Source organism: Bacillus sp. FJAT-18017, assembly GCF_001278805.1.
GTDB lineage: Bacteria > Bacillota > Bacilli > Bacillales > Cytobacillaceae > Bacillus_D.
Window position 1 is genome coordinate 3,621,359 of sequence record NZ_CP012602.1, and the last position, 17,916, is coordinate 3,639,274.

19 protein-coding genes are annotated in these 17,916 nt (G+C 44.0%); 3 read left to right on the forward strand and 16 right to left on the reverse strand.

The genetic code is table 11. The features are described 5' to 3' along the window. Window positions 1-111: 111 nt before the first annotated feature. From AM500_RS16925 to AM500_RS16935, 3 genes are all read right to left on the reverse strand, one after another. Window positions 112-312 (reverse strand): hypothetical protein, encoded by a 201-nt coding sequence (locus tag AM500_RS16925; protein ID WP_053600263.1) that lies wholly within the window; start codon window positions 310-312, stop codon window positions 112-114. A gap of 90 nt (window positions 313-402) precedes the next feature. Beyond that, window positions 403-720 carry a hypothetical protein gene (locus tag AM500_RS16930; RefSeq protein WP_053600264.1) on the reverse strand — a complete coding sequence of 106 codons (318 nt, stop codon included), beginning with the start codon at window positions 718-720 and terminating at the stop codon, window positions 403-405. 153 nt (window positions 721-873) lie between these two features. Beyond that, the gene (locus AM500_RS16935) at window positions 874-2,082 is read right to left on the reverse strand and encodes an MFS transporter (RefSeq protein WP_156319837.1); all 1,209 of its coding nucleotides are present in this window, start codon (window positions 2,080-2,082) and stop codon (window positions 874-876) included. Between the two features lie 165 nt (window positions 2,083-2,247). Between AM500_RS16935 and AM500_RS16940 the strand changes: the two genes are divergently transcribed. Further along, window positions 2,248-2,781 (forward strand): GrpB family protein, encoded by a 534-nt coding sequence (locus AM500_RS16940; RefSeq protein WP_053600266.1) that lies wholly within the window; start codon window positions 2,248-2,250, stop codon window positions 2,779-2,781. 114 nt (window positions 2,782-2,895) lie between these two features. Here the strand turns inward: AM500_RS16940 and AM500_RS16945 are convergent, their stop codons facing one another. Both AM500_RS16945 and AM500_RS16950 read right to left on the reverse strand, forming a co-directional pair. Further along, window positions 2,896-4,173 (reverse strand): S8 family peptidase, encoded by a 1,278-nt coding sequence (locus AM500_RS16945; protein ID WP_053600267.1) that lies wholly within the window; start codon window positions 4,171-4,173, stop codon window positions 2,896-2,898. A gap of 311 nt (window positions 4,174-4,484) precedes the next feature. Next, complete coding sequence (locus AM500_RS16950; protein WP_053600268.1) at window positions 4,485-4,823, reverse strand: SCP2 sterol-binding domain-containing protein; 339 nt, start codon at window positions 4,821-4,823, stop codon at window positions 4,485-4,487. A 274-nt stretch (window positions 4,824-5,097) separates the two neighbouring features. Here AM500_RS16950 and AM500_RS16955 point away from each other — a divergent pair, with 274 nt between their 5' ends. Next, window positions 5,098-5,403 carry a BC1872 family protein gene (locus tag AM500_RS16955; RefSeq protein ID WP_053600269.1) on the forward strand — a complete coding sequence of 102 codons (306 nt, stop codon included), beginning with the start codon at window positions 5,098-5,100 and terminating at the stop codon, window positions 5,401-5,403. A 37-nt stretch (window positions 5,404-5,440) separates the two neighbouring features. Here the strand turns inward: AM500_RS16955 and AM500_RS16960 are convergent, their stop codons facing one another. Further along, on the reverse strand, window positions 5,441-5,998 hold the full coding sequence (locus AM500_RS16960; protein ID WP_053600270.1) for a class I SAM-dependent methyltransferase: 558 nt from the start codon (window positions 5,996-5,998) through the stop codon (window positions 5,441-5,443). 232 nt (window positions 5,999-6,230) lie between these two features. Here AM500_RS16960 and AM500_RS16965 point away from each other — a divergent pair, with 232 nt between their 5' ends. Continuing rightward, window positions 6,231-6,566 (forward strand): hypothetical protein, encoded by a 336-nt coding sequence (locus AM500_RS16965; RefSeq protein WP_053600271.1) that lies wholly within the window; start codon window positions 6,231-6,233, stop codon window positions 6,564-6,566. Between the two features lie 58 nt (window positions 6,567-6,624). On the opposite strand, the gene AM500_RS16970 is transcribed toward AM500_RS16965, so the two are convergent. The 10 genes from AM500_RS16970 to AM500_RS17015 all read right to left on the reverse strand — a co-directional run bounded on the left by AM500_RS16970 (window position 6,625) and on the right by AM500_RS17015 (window position 17,914). Further along, entirely contained in the window at window positions 6,625-6,837 is a 213-nt protein-coding gene (locus AM500_RS16970) for a hypothetical protein (RefSeq protein WP_053600272.1), read from the reverse strand. Window positions 6,838-6,952: 115 nt separating this feature from the next. After that, window positions 6,953-8,305: a M20/M25/M40 family metallo-hydrolase gene (locus AM500_RS16975; protein WP_053600273.1), complete on the reverse strand. Its 1,353-nt coding sequence runs from the start codon at window positions 8,303-8,305 to the stop codon at window positions 6,953-6,955. Between the two features lie 259 nt (window positions 8,306-8,564). Beyond that, complete coding sequence (locus AM500_RS16980; protein WP_053600274.1) at window positions 8,565-9,296, reverse strand: AAA family ATPase; 732 nt, start codon at window positions 9,294-9,296, stop codon at window positions 8,565-8,567. 87 nt (window positions 9,297-9,383) lie between these two features. After that, window positions 9,384-9,998, reverse strand: a complete 615-nt coding sequence (locus AM500_RS16985; protein ID WP_053600275.1) for a DUF2628 domain-containing protein — start codon at window positions 9,996-9,998, stop codon at window positions 9,384-9,386. A gap of 3 nt (window positions 9,999-10,001) precedes the next feature. Next, the gene (locus AM500_RS16990) at window positions 10,002-10,196 is read right to left on the reverse strand and encodes a hypothetical protein (protein ID WP_053600276.1); all 195 of its coding nucleotides are present in this window, start codon (window positions 10,194-10,196) and stop codon (window positions 10,002-10,004) included. Window positions 10,197-10,332: 136 nt separating this feature from the next. Further along, a complete protein-coding gene (locus AM500_RS16995; RefSeq protein WP_053600277.1) occupies window positions 10,333-11,943 on the reverse strand; it encodes an aspartate:alanine exchanger family transporter in 1,611 nt (536 codons plus the stop codon). A gap of 953 nt (window positions 11,944-12,896) precedes the next feature. Then, window positions 12,897-13,820: a 4Fe-4S dicluster domain-containing protein gene (locus AM500_RS17000; protein WP_053600278.1), complete on the reverse strand. Its 924-nt coding sequence runs from the start codon at window positions 13,818-13,820 to the stop codon at window positions 12,897-12,899. A 119-nt stretch (window positions 13,821-13,939) separates the two neighbouring features. Beyond that, window positions 13,940-14,773 (reverse strand): dimethyl sulfoxide reductase anchor subunit family protein, encoded by an 834-nt coding sequence (locus tag AM500_RS17005; protein ID WP_053600279.1) that lies wholly within the window; start codon window positions 14,771-14,773, stop codon window positions 13,940-13,942. A gap of 14 nt (window positions 14,774-14,787) precedes the next feature. Beyond that, the gene (locus tag AM500_RS17010) at window positions 14,788-15,327 is read right to left on the reverse strand and encodes a DMSO/selenate family reductase complex B subunit (RefSeq protein WP_053600280.1); all 540 of its coding nucleotides are present in this window, start codon (window positions 15,325-15,327) and stop codon (window positions 14,788-14,790) included. Window positions 15,328-15,343: 16 nt separating this feature from the next. Beyond that, window positions 15,344-17,914, reverse strand: a complete 2,571-nt coding sequence (locus AM500_RS17015; protein WP_053600281.1) for a molybdopterin-dependent oxidoreductase — start codon at window positions 17,912-17,914, stop codon at window positions 15,344-15,346. Window positions 17,915-17,916: the final 2 nt, after the last annotated feature.

Below are 17,916 nucleotides of genomic sequence, written 5' to 3' on the forward strand. Positions count from 1 at the left end.
CAGGAACAAAGCTTATAAACAAAAGAAGCTATCCCTAAACAACTCGGGAAAGCTTCAAAATTACGTTTATAGCAAGCGATACGTGCCTCTTGGTTTCTCATATTTAAAATATTATTTTTTTCCGCCCTGGATGACTTTGAATGCTGCTTTCTTCTCAGTCTTCGTTTGATAGAGAGGGTCATTCGTTGGAAAAGAAGCTGGTCTATCCAGACCGTTTACCTTTGCGTACATTTGTTTTTCCACCTGTTTTTCTTCAACCTTAATGCCCATCAATTCTTTGACCTTCAACATAAACCGATTGAATAAACCCATGGAACCCTCTCCTTTCAAACTCTACTAACTGATATGCCACACTTTCTGCCACTATTCCTCCCATACCACATGGGTAGAAGGGCTTTTATTTTATAAAAACAAAAATGTACCAATGAATAAACAAAGTGAACCTACAGGTATCGGATGCCTTAAAAAGGAAGCAAAATATTTTAACGTTGTCTCCACTTCATCGCTCTCTCTTCTGAATACCCCGAGTGACAGTGCTAAAAACACCGCCGAACAAAACAAAAGAATCATTGGGAAGGTTGTATAACCAGTGTGAACAGGAATGCGGAATGTATAAACATAACCACGTTCCATAATCAGCTTGAACCCTGTGTATGCGATCAGCAGCTCTATCCCGACTGTCAATAAAACCCAAAGCCAAAACTCTACTTTTCTAGTCATCTATAGCCTCCGCCAAGTAATGCTTATGCTAAAAATAATTCGCTCCACTGGAAGCTGTTTCCTCCTAAAAATAAAAATTTTCCTCCAAACCAAAAGAAAAAAGCCCGCAGTTCCTCCGTTTTGCAAAGAAAGGTAACTGCGAGCTATTTTTACTTATTTCTGATGTGCCAGTTTTCTTTTTAAAGTGGCACGCTTTTCCCCATTAGTCCAATAGACAGTTCCCATGGCAAGCAGCAGCATAATACCTGTTACAGCGAATACGCTTTGCACTGGGAAAAAACCTCCGATAAGGCCGCCAAGCATTGGTCCGACCATTCCCCCCAATTGGTTCGACGTCTGGTGGAGGCTGAATGCCCTGCCCCGGAAATCCGCTGGAGTTGTTTTTACCACGAGTCCATTTAAGGCCGGGTACACTGCACAGAAAAAGATTCCGTAAATGAACCTGACAATTGAAAATCCAACGATATGTGTAAAGACAATTTGGGCCAGTGTACCGATTCCACCACCCAAGAGGCCAATCATCAACACCTTATTAAAACCGTGTTTGTCGGCCCACTTACCCCAGAAAGGAGCAAATATGGCGCTAGCAATTCCCGGTAAGGAAAAGACTATCCCTGCCAAAAGCGCTGCTTTATCTACTGAACCGCCAATATCAACTATATACAACGGAAGCACTGGCTCAATTATCATGACAGAACAACTGACTACAAGGGTCAGAAGTAAAACATGCACAAATGGTTTGTTATTTGCAGCAATTTTAAAATCTTGAATAACCGAGCCCTTCCCCTTACTAGGCTTGAAATTTTCTTCTTTTACCCAAAAAACAATCAGGAAGGTAGCGAGTCCGACGATAATACCGCCAGTTGCAAATGCCCAGCGGTTGCCAACGAGTTCAGCAATCCCTCCCCCAAGCAACGGCCCGAGGATTCCGCCTGACGCAGATGCAGACGAAATAAGTGAAAGGGCATAGCCTACTTTTTCATTCGGTGTATTGGTTCCAATCAGGGCAATCGCTCCTGGAATGAAGCCGCTCAACAACCCCTGCAGGATCCGTAATGTCAGAATCTCATAAGGGTTCGTTACAAACGCCATCAACGTATAAATTACACACAGGACAAACCCTGCCCTGATAATCATCGGCTTCCGGCCATATTTATCGGCCATCCTGCCCCAAAATGGGGATGCAATCGCCCCCGCAAAAAAGGCCGAACTGAATATCAATCCCGACCATATTTCTGTATTGTCATGAACTCCGATTTCCAATAAAAAAAGTGGCAGAAACGGGATAACCATGGAAAAGCTTGCCGATGTAAAAAAGACCCCAATCCAGAGTACCCACAAATTCCGCTTCCAAATAGGCAAAATATGCATCTCCCTGTTTAAATCATTATGAAAGTCCATCTTACCACAGCAGCTAATTAATTTCATCTAAAAATATTCGTTTACCGAAATGTTTGGCAAACGAATGTAAAAAGCAATTTAATATCCAATTCGTGGTAAAATATATATTGAAAGGGGCTGGCATCTATGGAATTAGGCTTAAAAAAAGATGAAGTAAGGTTAGCAGAGTATACCCCAGAATGGGCGGATGAATTTCAGAAGGTAAGAGAGGAGATTTGTTTGAAGACCGGTCTTAGTACGGACAGAATCGAGCATATCGGCAGCACAGCCATTTTGGGAATGCCGGCAAAGCCAATTATTGACCTTTTAGTTGGAATAGATGATCTCAAAGCCCTTGATAAGCAAATCATATCCAGTTTAAAAGAATGTGGCTTTTTAAGATTAAAAGTTGAACGCCCCGGAGAAATCGTATTTGCCAAATATACAGACACGACCTACGAAGTGAAAACACACTTTATTCACATGGTTGACTATCAACAGGATTTATGGAAAGACCTGACTTTCTTCCGCGATTACTTAAATGCGAACGAAACGGCCAGACAACAATATCTTACTATCAAGCTTGCATACTTGGAAAACGGCTCGACCGGCATAAATGAATACACTGCCTTCAAAGAGGAGTTTGTCAGAGGAATCTTTAAAAATAGGCAAGAAAAATGAGGATTCGTTTCAAGTAAACCCTAATTCATAGAGTTAACACGATGGTCTCTATTAAACTAAATACCCCTTCATCAAGGCTATTGCCTTCTTGAAGGGGTGCTGTTTAATTGAATATTATTTTACACGCGCAAAACCAAAACCGGAGGCATAGTCATCTCCAGTAGCTGCTCCATAACCACCATTGATGTCATACAATTTAGCTCTTCTTTGCAGTTCTGTGCGAAGAGTCTTGTTCGTGTAGGATAAGTTGGAAGACCAAATCTTAGCAGCAAGCCCGGCTACGTGCGGAGTTGCCATTGACGTGCCGCTGATAGTATTGTAGTTTCCATCGTACCAAGTAGATTCAATTGCTGCACCTGGAGCGGAAATTTCAACGTCTTTTTCCTGAATAATATAGTCACCATCAGTGTTAGGGTTGCCGCGTGAAGAGAAGTTGGCAACACGGTATGTACCGTTTTGCTGAACATTCTCAAGAGCAGCAACCGCTACAGCGTTAACCAGCGCACCAGGGTAGCCAATTGTGTTGGCTGCATAACCGGAGTTCCCTGCAGCTGCTACTACAAGGACATTCTTGCTGTATGCATAGTCAACTGCGGATGCAATCATTGTATCTTTGCCGCTTGACCCTAGTGACATATTAATTACCACTTTTGAACCTGTCGCAGTAGCCTGGTCGGCAACATGGCGGATAGCACCAGCGATATCATCTGAATATCCAGATCCGCTGTCAGTCAAAACTTTATAAGCCCAAAGCTTTGCCTGTGGGGCCACACCATAGACACCATAGCCATCATCCGCACCGTCTGCCAGAACGGTTCCAGCAACGTGTGTACCATGTCCGTTACGGTCCGTGCAAGTACCATTTACAATAGGAGAGGATGTTTGCGTAAAGTCCTTACACTGTTCAGCCTGGCCTCGCAAATCATAGTGATTTGTATAAACACCCGTATCAAGAACAGCTACCTTAATGCCTGAACCGCCGGACGTTGCTGTTACGTATGGATCATTATAAATAGCTTGTATGCCCCATGGAGTGCGGTCGCTTGGCAAGGAAGTGATTGCATTGGCTGCCACATCCTTTTTGACGGCAGGGTTTTCTCTGCTGTCTAAAGCCACTTCCTGAACCTGTTCAATTTTCAGATTCTTATTTTTCAACAATGCTTGATATTGCTTTTCGTTTACTTCAGTTGTGAAACCTTCCGCACCGAAATCCCAGCGTGGCTTGTAGCTTTGTTTCGCTTTAGCCATTTCAGAGCTGGCCCCCTTGATTACAACGCGGTACGTTTCCTTCGAAGCCCCCTCCGGACCTTGACCGCTAGCTCCAGCAGCAAACAGTGAGAGCCCCATAGACAGCGCCAACAGCGCCAATCCAAACTTAGTTCTCTTCTTCATTGTATTTCTCCTCTCCACCTTTGGTATGTACAGCACAGCATTTTTTCCGGCTGTAATTTAGAGTGTATTCAGAAAGTTTGTGCAGCGCAATTATTCATGTGCCCGCTTCTGTTGGGAAAATTAAAGGAGAAAATCGAAGAGGAACTATGGTTCGCAGTTGGGAAAATTTTTGGGGAGGTTTAATTTATATTCTGTGTTATCGAGGCAATTAAAGAGTTCCTTTGGGGATGGATAAGCGATTGCTCACCCCTTTTTTCACAAAAAAAAGACCCTTTAAAGCAGGTCCCTTATCTGTGGCTCTTTTCGTTTTTTTAAACATCAAGCTTGTATTGTTGTAAAATTGTCTCCAGTTTGATTGCCTTTGTCATATCTCCTTTAATCTTCAGCTTGCCTGTCATGAAAGCCATTGTTCCATTCAGCTTACCTGCCAAAAATTTGCGGAAACTATCAAATGACATACTTAATGTACAGTCCGCAGGGGACTCAGAACCCTTCACTACTTTTGCCTGTCCTTCCTTAAAATGAAGCTGGTATGTACCCTCCTCATCACCGGAAATATCGAACTGATAAACAGTGTTAATCCCCAAAATCGGATTTGGGTTTTGGTTTACCTCATTTTCAATTTCTCGCAATGTTTCAAATAAATTCATTTTCCTCCCCCCTAAAAATGAATGACCATTCATTCGTTATATATATCTATATTACCTGTAAAGATGTAGATCCACAACTATCAAACTACAAATCAATTCCTTGTACTTCTGCATTTGAGCGATGTTAATAATTACATCCACAAATCATTTTTACAAAATAGTAATAAATCACTATTCAATAGTTATATAATACAATGTTAATATTTAGTTGTGTTATATAACAAACCCCTTGAATTTAAGAAGCCATAATGTTGGAAAAGGAGTGATATATTAGATGAATAAAACAGAGGCTATTGCACGCCGCATACTCGGTTGGAAGCTGAATCGCTGGGACCGCTGGTTTGATTTCGAGAACAGGAAGTTCATCCCTGTATCAGATTTCCAGCCTGACAAGAATCTTGATCATGCCATGCTGATCGTCAAGAAACTTGAGCAGTTTGGATATACTTTTACCAAAAGTGGGGACTCTGAGGTTAGATTTAATCATGTCGGAGGAGCCGGAGCTAACCTGGCAGAGGCTATCACCGATGCAGCCTATTCAATTGCAGACACAAGCTCCCTGCCAGATGGTTGGGTTTAAATGAAGTCCCGTGCCATATACCGCACGGGATTATTTATTATTTTTGGCAAAAAATCATTTGTCTGCCTTCGTGTTCATTTTCTTCAAAGGAAAGCACCTTCCAGCCTTTGAACTCCTCTAGCAGCTCATTCGAACTCAGGCAAAACTTTTTCGACATCCGCTGTGATTGCAGTTCAGGGCTATTAAAGAAAGTCTCAATAAAAACAAATCCGCCTTTTTTTACCCAGCTTTTCACATATGGAAAAAGCGATCTGTCCAAATAATTAGTAATGACCGCTAACTCAAAGGAATCCTCATCAAATGGCAAGCTTTCGTACTCTGTCAGGTCAAAGACTTCAGCATGGATAGGCAGCATATAACTTTTAGCTTGCTCCTGCACATACTGAATCGCAGTATCTGATAGATCGATTGCGCTTACTCTGTAACCAAGCCTGGCCAAGTACAAACTATTGCCTCCCAATCCACAGGCCAAATCCAGTGCTGCCCCTCCTTTTAAATAGGACGCCAGCAAAGCCAGCCGGTCATTTGGGACTGGCATCCTTACCTCCTTCAGTTTTTCTTCATACTTTTCGTTCCATTTCTGCTTGTCTTCCATTTTTCACCTCCGCGGTAATTTTATCCAATTGCTTCTATTATGTCTGACATGCCTTTACATGGGTAAATTTACTATAAAATGTAACTTCTCTCTGTGATGTTTCAACTTATTGACCGTCTTACACACTCCAAGTGATTTTTCCCAGAACTCCCGAATTCGTGAAAGTACACGTCAATTGTTAATGCCCGTTCATGCGGGACAAATGATATACAATATGAATGGAGGGTTTTACATGGTAGGTAATCACAACGGAAATGGCAATAATAACGGCATCGGCGGAATTCCTGTTCCCATTAATATTTTTAATAAGGACCCCGCAAATATTGATGGTGCCAACGATACCAAACTTAATGCAGATCAGTACAAAGTGTATGTAAATGATTCCTTTGTAGGTGAGAAAGCCCTTGAAAGTCCGGGAGAAAATCTTTCGGATATTGATGATTTTATTAAATTGCAAGGCATTACCGACTTTGCAGCATGCCTGGAAGGAAATAAGTACACCATCGAGGCTGATAGCAAGGTTACCGATATCAAGGATACATTGGAAGTATACTTCAATAACCGTTAGGCCTGTTCCTATTTTAACAATAGGTAAACCCCACTTCCAATAGAAGTGGGGTTTACTATTAGTCTTTTAAGGCCTTTCCTATCAGAAGTTCAAATTCTTTGGCAAGCTTCTCGGGTTCATTCGTTAAAATAATTACGTTGTCTCCTTCGATTTCTACGACGTCCCCTGGTACCGCTTGCTTTGGGAAAATCGCTCTTGGGAAAACCTTCGCAGTGCCATCAAGTTTGATGACAGCATGGTCTTCCTCAAATTTATAAAGAATTCCCCTCATTCTGCTCACCCGCTTTATCATTTATTTTTGAATTTCGCTTATTACATAGACTAAGAAGGTATCCCCTAAGCTTCGATGATTTCCTCACTCTTTCTTAGAGCCTCCGGCAGCCCTGTTAGCATGTATGCCATATGACAATTCCTTGCTCAAAATCTGCAAGACGGATGGATTCATTTGGTGCATGAGCCCTCGATTTAACCCAGCCAACGCCAGTACTGATGATGGGAAGTCTGAGTTCTTCCCCAAATATATACATAGGCCCAGTCCCCGCAGAATTCGGGGCAAGGACACAGCCAGCTTCATATACTTCATTGGCTGTCTTCATAACATGCTTTACGAAAGGATGGTTGAAGTCGGAACGGTATGCTTTTTGGCCATTCAGTGATGTAACTTCAACATCACCGAAACCATTCTCAACCAAATGTCTTTTTACACAAGCCACAATATGGTCTGGATCCTGGCCAGGAACGAGCCGGCAATCGAGTTTTGCCTTTGCAAGCTTGGGCAGAACTGTTTTCGAGCCTTCGCCCGTATACCCGCTGACAATGCCGCATATCGTCATTGTCGGATTGAACACCATTGCCTCGCGCGGGTCTTTGCCCTTCGCTGCAGTAATCAGTGGCCTTTTTAGACCGTAAAGTCTCTGAGTTGCCTGTTCGTCGAATGGCAAGGACTTAACCGCATTTATCTCCTCTTCAGTAGGAGGCATAATCCCGTCAAAGAAGCCATCAACCAAAATCTCATTTTGTTCATTTCTCAATGTTGCCAGCGCCTGGACAAGCCGCCATGCCGCATTGTCTACATAAGCTCCGACCGAGGAATGCATATCAATATCTGCCCCCTCACACGTCAACTCAAGGTACGCCATCCCTTTAATCCCCGCGACCGTGTTTATTCGCTCTGCTTCGTCCTTGCCGCCAAACTCCCAGATGCAGGCATCGGCTGCAAAAAGTTCCTTGTATTTTTTCAAATAGGGCTCAAGGTTTGGACTGCCGATTTCCTCTTCGCCTTCAATCAAAAACTTGACATTGCAAGGGAGGCCGCCCATCTCCTTCAGTACCTTAATAGCAGTAAGCCTGGCAACAAGGTCGCCTTTGTTATCCGCCACACCCCTTAAAAGGGCGTCATTTTCTATTATCGGTATAAATGGATCTGACTTCCATTCATCAAGCGGTTCAGGCGGCTGGACATCATAATGGTTGTAAAACAATAACGTCTTTCCTGTATCCCCAAATTCCCCGGCGGCAAAAAATGCATATACAACCGGGTTTCCCCCAAGGTCATTCAGGATTCTAACTTCTCCGCCGGCTTCCTCTATCATCCTAGCAACATAGTCGACTGTTTCTGGAATTCCGAAATTTTGAGCGGAAATCGACGGCAGCTTCAAGTATTCCGTTAATACGCCAAGCGCGGCAGTTACCTTTTCACTTGTTTTCTGTTTTAATTTTTCCAATAACGGTTGTTCCATCGTAAAACTCCCTTCTGGTCATATTTTATATTTCGATACACGAAGGATAATTCCTCTTATAAAAAATACAATACTTTATTTGTATGCAGCAAAATTAGAAACCTGTCCTTTTAACGGCAAAACTCCTCGGACACCATGAAATTTCTCTCATCAGGCCATTTGTGAAATGAGTAAAGAAACTGTGAGACTTTAACTAACGACAAAAAAATACCCAGAACATTGTCTGGGTAAGTAAACTGTTGTGCCGGTACAGTTTCATCTACTTTAGCAGATGGCGCAGCAGCCGTTCCCTGTCTTCAAAAAACTGCTTCATAATGGAATAGTGGGATGTCTCCTCAAGTGTTGTTACATTTATTCCCGCTTCGGTTATCTCAATGATTTTTGCACCTGGATAAGCCATAATGATTGGCGAATGGGTTGAGATAATAAATTGGGATCCTTCATGGACGAGGTCATCAATCCTTGCTAGAAGTGACATCTGCCTTAGCGGAGACAAAGCTGCTTCAGGTTCATCCAAAATATAAAGCCCCTGCCCCTGAAACCTTTCGTTAAAAGCGGCAAAGAAGGATTCACCATGGGACATTTCATGAAGTGAGGTTCCTCCATATGATCCGACTGCATCAATTTGATCAATATTAGTAGCCAAGTTGTAGAAAGTTTCAGCCCTGAAGAAGAAATTGTCAGTCGGCCTATAAGGCCCTTTAACGAGCCGCAAATAATTATGCAAATCGGAATGCGAATCGTAATTGGAAAAATTAAAATTCATTGTTCCGCCTTCCGGATTGAATCCGTAAGCAACGGCAATCCCTTCCAGCAGTGTTGATTTGCCCATCCCATTCTCTCCGACAATATAGGTAACACAGGAATCAAAGGTAATCCCCTTGAAATTCCGAATGATTGGCAGTGTAAACGGATAGCGGTCCTGGCCCACCGCTTCCTCCTCTTTCAGCTGAATTTTCCTGATATATTGGGATTCCCATTCAAGTTTCAATAGTATCCTCCTTTTAACACTATTAATCTTCAGCACCAATAAAGTCCAGGAAAGCTTCCTGGACTGGCACGCAGCTATGTAATTCGATTATATACTTATATAAATAGTAACAGATAAATAGAGTAGATATAGAACTAGTGCAAGGAAAGCACCCGCCCAGCTAGTGTTTCCCTTTGCCTTTAGCCATTCCCTTTTTTCCAGGGGAGTCATGCTGCTTCGGTTCATTTGACTAAAACGGGTTTCGGCATATTTAAAATAAATATAATTCCCTAACAGTCCCATAAGAATCCATAAAGATAACCCAAGGGTAAGAATTAAAACGGTAAAAACGCGGCCATACGGATGTTGATAGTCGCTTAAATAAGCCAGGATATCCAAACCCACAAGCATTCCCATAATTGCAAGGACAGGGGCTGGCATTTTTCTGAATCCGAACCAGACAGGCCCAAACAGGAACGCGGCCCAGTTCCAGCTAAGTTTGGATTCCCTGTCTTCCAGGTGATTCCATTGGCTATGGTAGTATTCATAGTTTTCCCCAATGAAGCATTCCTCCCTTTGGCTTTTTAAAAGAAAGCCTTTTTCATATTCGATATCAGCAGGTGGGACAAAACGCTGTTTGGGCCTTTCGTATATAGACTTTCCGCAATTGGAGCAAACTTTTTCATGGGCGGTGAGATACATTCCGCAAGATGTACAATACATCGGTTATTCCGCCTTCCAACACATGATTTTTAAGCTAAGGCAGTTAGTTTCAACTTTTTTCTGCTCATCATCCTCTTGTAATTTGTTTTTATGTATTTCTTCCTTAGCAGCAATAGGGTCTGTGAAATTTTCCAAGTTAATGGCAGGCAGCAGCAAGCCCAGAAGAAGAATTATAGGGATTAATACATAGGTTTCCATTAATAACTAAGTCTTTTATACTATTCTTCAAGTTAATTGGAAAATCCTTCAAAAATTTACAAAAGACAAGAAATTTTCACATTTTTATAAAAATATAAAAAACCAAGCCCACTTGATTTAGCAGGCTTGGCATTTATTATAAAAAGAAAATCAAAACTTGCGCTATGATTGCAATGAAAATGAGTGCGAACGGATAGGCTGCGGCATAGGCAATCGCAGGGTCATCGCTTTCCATTAGCTGGCTGGCAGCACCGAGGCCAGGCGTGCTTGTCATTCCTCCGCATATCGCTCCGATGGAATGAATGATGCTGAGTTTGAACAGCCTTCTTGATAAAAAGTAGCCGACAATCATTGGAATGATGGTAATCAGAGCACCGCCAAATAACAGGCCGAAGCCTTCCTCCATCACTACCTCAACAACGCCTTGCCCTGCAGTTGTCCCCGCACCTGCCAAGAACAAGACTAGCCCAATATCACCAATGACCTGGTTGGATGGCTGGAAGTAACGTGCCCGGATTGGACCGATTTTCCCGAAATGGCCAATAATAAGTGCGATAAACAGCGGACCACCGGCAACTCCAAGTGTAATCGTCCCGAGCCATGGTATGTTGATAGGGGCCATACCAGCAAGGATGCCTATCAGCAAAATTAAGCTTAATGAAAGAATATGAACATTCGTTACAGTGAGATTTTTACCGCTGAACAGTTTTTCGACATCATTCAATCTATCTTCACTGCTGACTGCAAGGAGAACATCCCCTCGCTCCATGCGCCATTTTGGGCTTTGATTGTATTCAAAGCCGCCCCGTTCAATCCGGGTCACAGTGACTCCATACTTTCTTCTTAGCTCAAGCTCCCTCAATGTCTTGCCAATCATTTCCTCCGCTCCGACGGTAATCTTCCGAGGAACAATATGGTCATGATTTTCAAATTGGGTCTCGGCCTTTACACCGATTTGGCTGCAAAGCTTTTCCACATCCTCTTTTAAGCCTACAGCGACAAGATGGTCTCCGTTCAGGATGACTGTATCCCCCAGTGCAATGATGTTCCGATCCCCGCGAATGACTCGGCTGATAACAACACTGTTGTACTGATTGAACTGCTGATTGAAATGAAGTTCCTTCAAAGTCATCTTGTTCAATGATGGGTTTGTCACCTTGATTGTAATTACTTCAGGCGATTCCTCATTCCGGATTGGTCCAGATGTAGCCTCTAGGTCCTTTTTTAAATCAGTCTTTAACAATTTAGGCAGAATTTGAACAAACAGGACCACACCAAGAACGCCAAATGGATAGGCAATACCGTATCCAACTGATGCAATTGGGTCATTTGTTGCCTGCAAGGCTGCTGCGAGTCCGGGGGTACTGGTCAGTGCACCTGTCATAATTCCGATTCCGAGTGCCGGCGTAAGGTCAAACGCTTTTGTAACAAAGATTGTTACAATTGCACCTGTAAGGACAATAAAAAGCCCCAGAATCCCAAATACCACTCCGCTGGTCCTCATCATCCTGAAAAAGCGCGGGCCCGCCTGAAGTCCAACAGCAACTATGAATAAACTAAGTCCCAGCTGCTGGATAGTTTCATTTATTTGATAGCCAAAATGGCCGAATATCATCGCTACAAAAAGGACGCCCGATGTCCCAAGGCTTAAGCCTTTGACGCTCAGCTTACCAAGTACCGAACCGAGGAACAGGATCAAAAACAATAAAAACAGCTGTTCGTCGAGCAAAGGTGTCAGAAAATCCATTTATAGTATCCTCCGTATAGAACGCATTTTACAATTTCAACTTTCCAATTCTATCATGTTTTAATTTATTGTCTATCGTCCGGTAGAAAAGTTCATCGGAATGTAAAAACTCTCTGCCTTTTTATGGTGTACCCGTTTTCAAGCAGTAGGAGATGCCTGCTACGAAGGTTTTGAACTTATTCCAGGGTGAGTTTGGCATTCTTCATGGCGATGCGAGTCCCATATAATCTTTTATGAATTTACGAAGCATTATTCTTGAAAGTGCACTTAACTCGGGTTAATTTAGTACTATTTCTCTAGTGATACTCAGAGACTCACTAGTCATGTTGCTTGAAAAACTAGCAGTACTCTGAGTAGTACTAAAAGTGCTATCTGTTTAAGCTAGTACTTTATTGCTGAATGAATATATTATTTGGTCGTTTTTCTCTAGTAATACTCAGAGACTCACTAGTCATCTCGCTTGAAAAACTAGTAGTACTCTGAGTAGTACTAAAAGTACTATCTGTTTAAGCTAGTACTTTATTGCTGAATGAATATATTATTTGGTCGTTTTTCTCTAGTAATACTCAGAGACTCACTAGTCATCTCGCTTGAAAAACTAGTAGTACTCCGAGTAGTACTAAAAGTACTATCTGTTTAAGCTAGCACTTTATTGCTCAATGAAATATTATTTGGTCGTTTTTCTCTAGTAATACTCAGAGACTCACTAGTCATCTCACAAGAAAAACTAGTAGTACTATGAGGCGCACTAAAAGTGCTGTATGCTAAAACCCCGCTATACAAAATGAACTTAAATAGTTACCACCGCAAAATAGAAAAAGAACCAGGCTTACAACCTGGCTCTCCAATAGGTTCAATTAATTATCTCACTTCACTGTCCATTCCAAGCGGACAAATTTGTAGATTTGTCCACAAGAGGGGTCTGACCCCTTTTTAACCCTTTTTACTCTGCCCTAGCAAATTCTGCTGCTGAGGTAGCCTTGTTTGTGGCGGGTGCAGGGTGGGCATTTTTGTTGTTCTTTGTGGAGGGTTTGGAAGGTTTTGGTGCAGGTGGTGCAGGTTTTCTGGTGGACGTCTAGGGTTTCTGAGGATGCTATGGAGGCTTTGCCCCTAATTTCGAGCGCCTTTTCCGGACAGCTGTCGGCGCAGAGTCCACAGGAGGAGCAGGTCTGGGCAGTTACCGTAAACCCCGCTTCCCCTATGCTGAAACAATGCTTTGGGCAAAGAACCTCACATGTTTTACAAAGTGTGCAGCGTTCGGCGTCAACCTGTACCTCGTAAAACTGGTAGTCCGGATAATAAGGAGCAAGCTCCAGCCTGTCATGGTTGAAACGCCAATTTGCCGGAGTAACATCCTTCACCAGTTTCTTAGTTTCTTCCCCCCAAAACGTGAACAACTGCCTGCGCGAAAGTGTTTCCTCCCCGGCATTCAGCTTTTGAACTTCCAGTACTCGGTATGGTTCAAGCCCAATGCAATCCAGGATTTCATTGGCCTCATCCATTCGTTTCTGCCATAAGTCGTTCAAGGCTTCTTCCGCTGGCAAAATGCTTTCCAATCCTTTTGCATGATAAATCAGAAGCTCGGAAACGGATGGAATCGAGCTATTGTCAGCAACCAGTTCCTTGCCGCGGACATACCTTTTTGGGAATACTCCTTCAACCGCCTGAACCGGACATGCCGACATGCAGGAGCCGCATTCCTTGCACTTTTCCGAGTCAAGAACGGGATTTCTCTCCTCCAGCCTGATCGCACCTTCCACAGGGCATGCTTCAAGACAGTTTGTACAGCTTGCCCTCTTACTCTTTTTGCGGACACACGCTTCTGATATTTTATACTGAAAATCAAGGCTCTCAAGCCAGCTCCCGACAATACTCATTCCATCCACCTCCACTGATGAGACCTGTTGTGCAAAAATCAGTACAAGAAACCTAAGAAACAAGGGACAAGAGGTTTCCCGCCTGTCCCTTCATTTTTTTACACTGACTTACCTTACGTTTACGAACCTAGAACATAGAACACATAGCGGCTCATGCCTTCTGCAACGATGAACACAAGCAGCGATGCAACAACAAGTGTGTAATTTACTTTTTGCTTCCCATTAAGAGACAAATATCCAATCACGCCAAGAGCAAGAATTTCGATTGCCCAGCGGATTCCGATCATTCCGGAATAAGGCGCAAGCTTGTCTGCAGCTGTTCCTCCAGTAACCATTTGTACCTCAGTGCTGTAGGCTGAGAACATCGCCGTGCCGATCAGCTGGATGCCAATTCCGAAGATGCCGAATGCAAATGCCCATTGAATGACTTTCCTTAATTGCTCCCCGGAAAGTTTCGGGGCCAGCAAAGCAGTCGCCAGCACCGGGCCGAGCGCAAATGCCGTACCATAGAACACCACATATGTGTTCAAATGATCCCAGCCATTAACCCGTGTTACCGTATAGGCGCTCCCCATTGCATAGATCGCGGCCAGGCCGACAAGTCCGGTGACTAGCATCAATATTGGATTCACCTTTTTATAGACAAGGACCATCCCTGCCCCAATACACAGCAATCCGATGAACGCGCCAGCAAGGACGATTTCATTGCTCATCCACGAGCGGCCAAAACCCCTCATCATATGGATGGCATTCAGTGGGCTGCCAAGGTGAAAGAACGAACCAACCAGACCGATAAGCGATGTAACAGCGAGTCCAGCCAGAGGCAGCCTCAACACATCCGCAAGAGCTATTCCGCTTTTGGCAAGCTTCCCGGATAGGAGCCAAAGGAACAGAATTCCTCCAACCGCTGCCGGAATTGCAACTGTAAAAATTAACAACGGCCATTCATGCATGATAATCCCTCCTTTTATTTAACTCCTCCGAGAACGAGGTTCGGTTTTGTGATTGATGAATGCGGCAAGCCTTTAATATCCGCAGTGGCACCGTATTTCTTACGCAATTCATCAATTGGTCCAAATTCGATTGCGCGCATGATACAGGAAGACACACATACTGGGTCTTCGCCTTTTTCACGAAGGTCGATACATGTATCACATTTGCTCATCTTGCCCAGTTCTTCGTTATATTGAGGAGCGCCGTACGGACAGTTCCATTCACAATATTGGCAGCCTGCGCAGCGGTCCTGATCAATCAGGACTACGCCGTCTTCATCCCTTTTAAAAAGTGCACCGGTTGGACAGCCTTCCACACATGCAGGGTTCTCACAATGGTTGCATGAGATGGACAGATGCCAGATGGATGGCTTCGGATAGGTCCCTTCTTCAAAATCATAGACCCTCCGAAAGTTCCTGCCGACTTCCAGGTCGTTTTTATCCTTACATGCGATCGTACAGGTTTTGCAGCCGACACATTCGGCAACGTTTATATAAAATCCCATTTGCGCCATGATTTACACCCTCCTTCTATTGGAATTTGATAATCCGCTGCGGCCATTTGACATCTGCTTCAATCGGCTCTCCAGTCCACTTTTCAACATTGCAGCGGGCAAGGTTGAAACCGGAAGAACCAAGTCCTTTTGGAATATGAGGGACGAACAAATTGTCTGCACCTGCGCGGTCAATTCCTGTCTTTTCGTCAATATCAATCCAGGCTCCATGAGGCAGGCCGATTGTGCCAGGCATTATGCCTTCTGTGATTTTCGCCGGGCGGAGTGATTTACCGAACTCATTTGACATCAACACCGTGTCGCCATCCTTGATGCCGATTTCCTTCGCATCCCTGCTAGAGATATAAACCGGGTTCGACCAGGCTTCACGAAGCTGCGGTACGTTATCAAACGTACTGTGTGAACGCCTCAGGTAATGAGGGTTGATAATTTGATAAGGATATTTTCCTTTTTTCTTTGTTTCCCAGTTTTCGAAAGTAGATTCGTAGCCATGAACTTTTGGTTCATAAACCGGAATCGGCTTAATTTCTGAGTATGCCTTTTTGGACAATTCATTTACCGCCTTGCAGTAAATTTCGAATTTGCCGGACTCGCTTGATACAGGGTTGTTCTTTGGATCATCGATGAAATCCTTGTATGCGATGAAGCCGAAATTATCGCCCGGCTTACGAGGCACCTGGTAAATGCCTTGTTCAATGAACTGCTTCAATGGAATACGGCCCTTCTGAGGTTTACCTTCTACTCCGAACTCCTTAATGTCTTCAGCAGTGATTGTGCAAAGCAGTTCATAATCGACACCATTGTCTTTCATGACCATGCTTCCAGCCAGCTGGTTGAAGTACTGCTGTTTTTCAGATAATGGGAATACATCCTTAGGGTTGATGCCGAGCTTTTCAAGGAGTCCTTCGGCGATTTGCTGGTCAGTTTTGGATTCATATAAAGGATCGACGATTTTTGACCATGTAATCAGGATTTCCCTGTTGCCGCCTGTTACCGCGCCTTCAGTTTCCCACTGGGTTGCAACCGGAAGCACGACGTCTGCATACTTTGCATTAGTGGTAAGTACATATGCATTACATGCGACGAATTCGACCTTGCGATGTGCTTCAATGCCTTTTGCAATATTGCTCCGTGTCTGAAGTGTGTTGTTATAGTTATGGTAGATGAACTGGATATTGGCTTTCCGCTCGCCCTCATAGCGCTGCAGGAATTTACCATCCAGGACAGCATCCCAAATTTCATTTTCGTTAATATTGTTATCAATCTTATTTTCAAGTGATGGCGCGCCGTTTGCTCCTGCTGTTAAAAGGAACGGTCCCATGTTACCGGCATATTCCCAGCAGCTGACACCAGTCATGTTGCCCGGGCTTCCCATGTGCCCGGTCATCATACCAAGTGCAGAAAATGCCTGTACCCAGCCTTCTCCGTTTGAAATACGGGCAGGAGACCAGCCTGTTAAAAGCGCAACCCGTTCAGTACCGCCAATTTCCCTGGCAAGCTCGCGAATTTTGCTGGCCTCAACGCCGCAAAGCTCGGATGCCCACTCAGGTGTTTTCGGTTGGCCGTCGTATGTTCCTAGGATATAATCCTTCAGGTTATCCTTTGGATCGGCACCTTTAGGCATATGGTCTGCATCAAAGCCGACTGTATATTTATCAAGGAAATCCCACTTCACTAATGGATTTGAAGGTGAATCCTCATCCAGAAGCGTGTACATAATTCCAAATGCAAGTGCATCATCCTGTCCCGGACGAACCGGCACCCAGTCTGCTTCAAACACGCGGGCTGATTCTGAATACATCGGATCGATTGAGATAAAGCGCGCTCCTGCTTTCTTCGCTTGAAGATAGTTATACGTTACACTTCCCATTGTGCTCCATGCAGGATTTGCTCCCCAAAGGACGATCAGCTGTGAGTTCCTTAGGTCGAGACGGTCATTAATGCCGTTGACGATCAGTCCTTCGCCGACACCCATCTGTTCCCAAATCCATCTCCAGGCACCCCATGATGAGCTGCCATAGCAGGATGTATAACCCCCGGCTGCTTTCATGACATTAGGTATATTCGAATCATCACCGGTAACAAGAATCGCTTCATTTCCATACTTATTTGCAATTCGTTTCGTTTCCGATGCAACAATTTCAAACGCTTCATCCCAGGAAATCCGCACCCACTGGTCACGGCCGCGCAGTTCTTTTTTCCCGCCGCCCGGCTCCCAATTCTTCCTCTTCATCGGGTATTTCAGACGGTCTGCACTGAATACCTGCTTTCTCTGTGAACGTCCGCGAAGGCAGCCGCGCTGCTGCGGGAAGTCTGCTGAATCCTCATGGGTATCGTCGGTTTTCTGGCGGATGACAACGCCATCTTTAATAAGGACTTTATTCAAACAGCGGCTTCCGCAGTTATGCCAGCATGCTGCGGTTTTCCACACTTCACCTTGTGCTGCACCGGCGCCGCTTTCGTCTGCTTTCGCCACTAAACCGCGTGTTACCGGAATCGCGGCAGTAGCAGCCACAGCAGAAGTCCAGCCGATAAAGGATCTTCTTGACATCTTAAATTCTCTTATTTTCTCTACAAGATCCAACATGG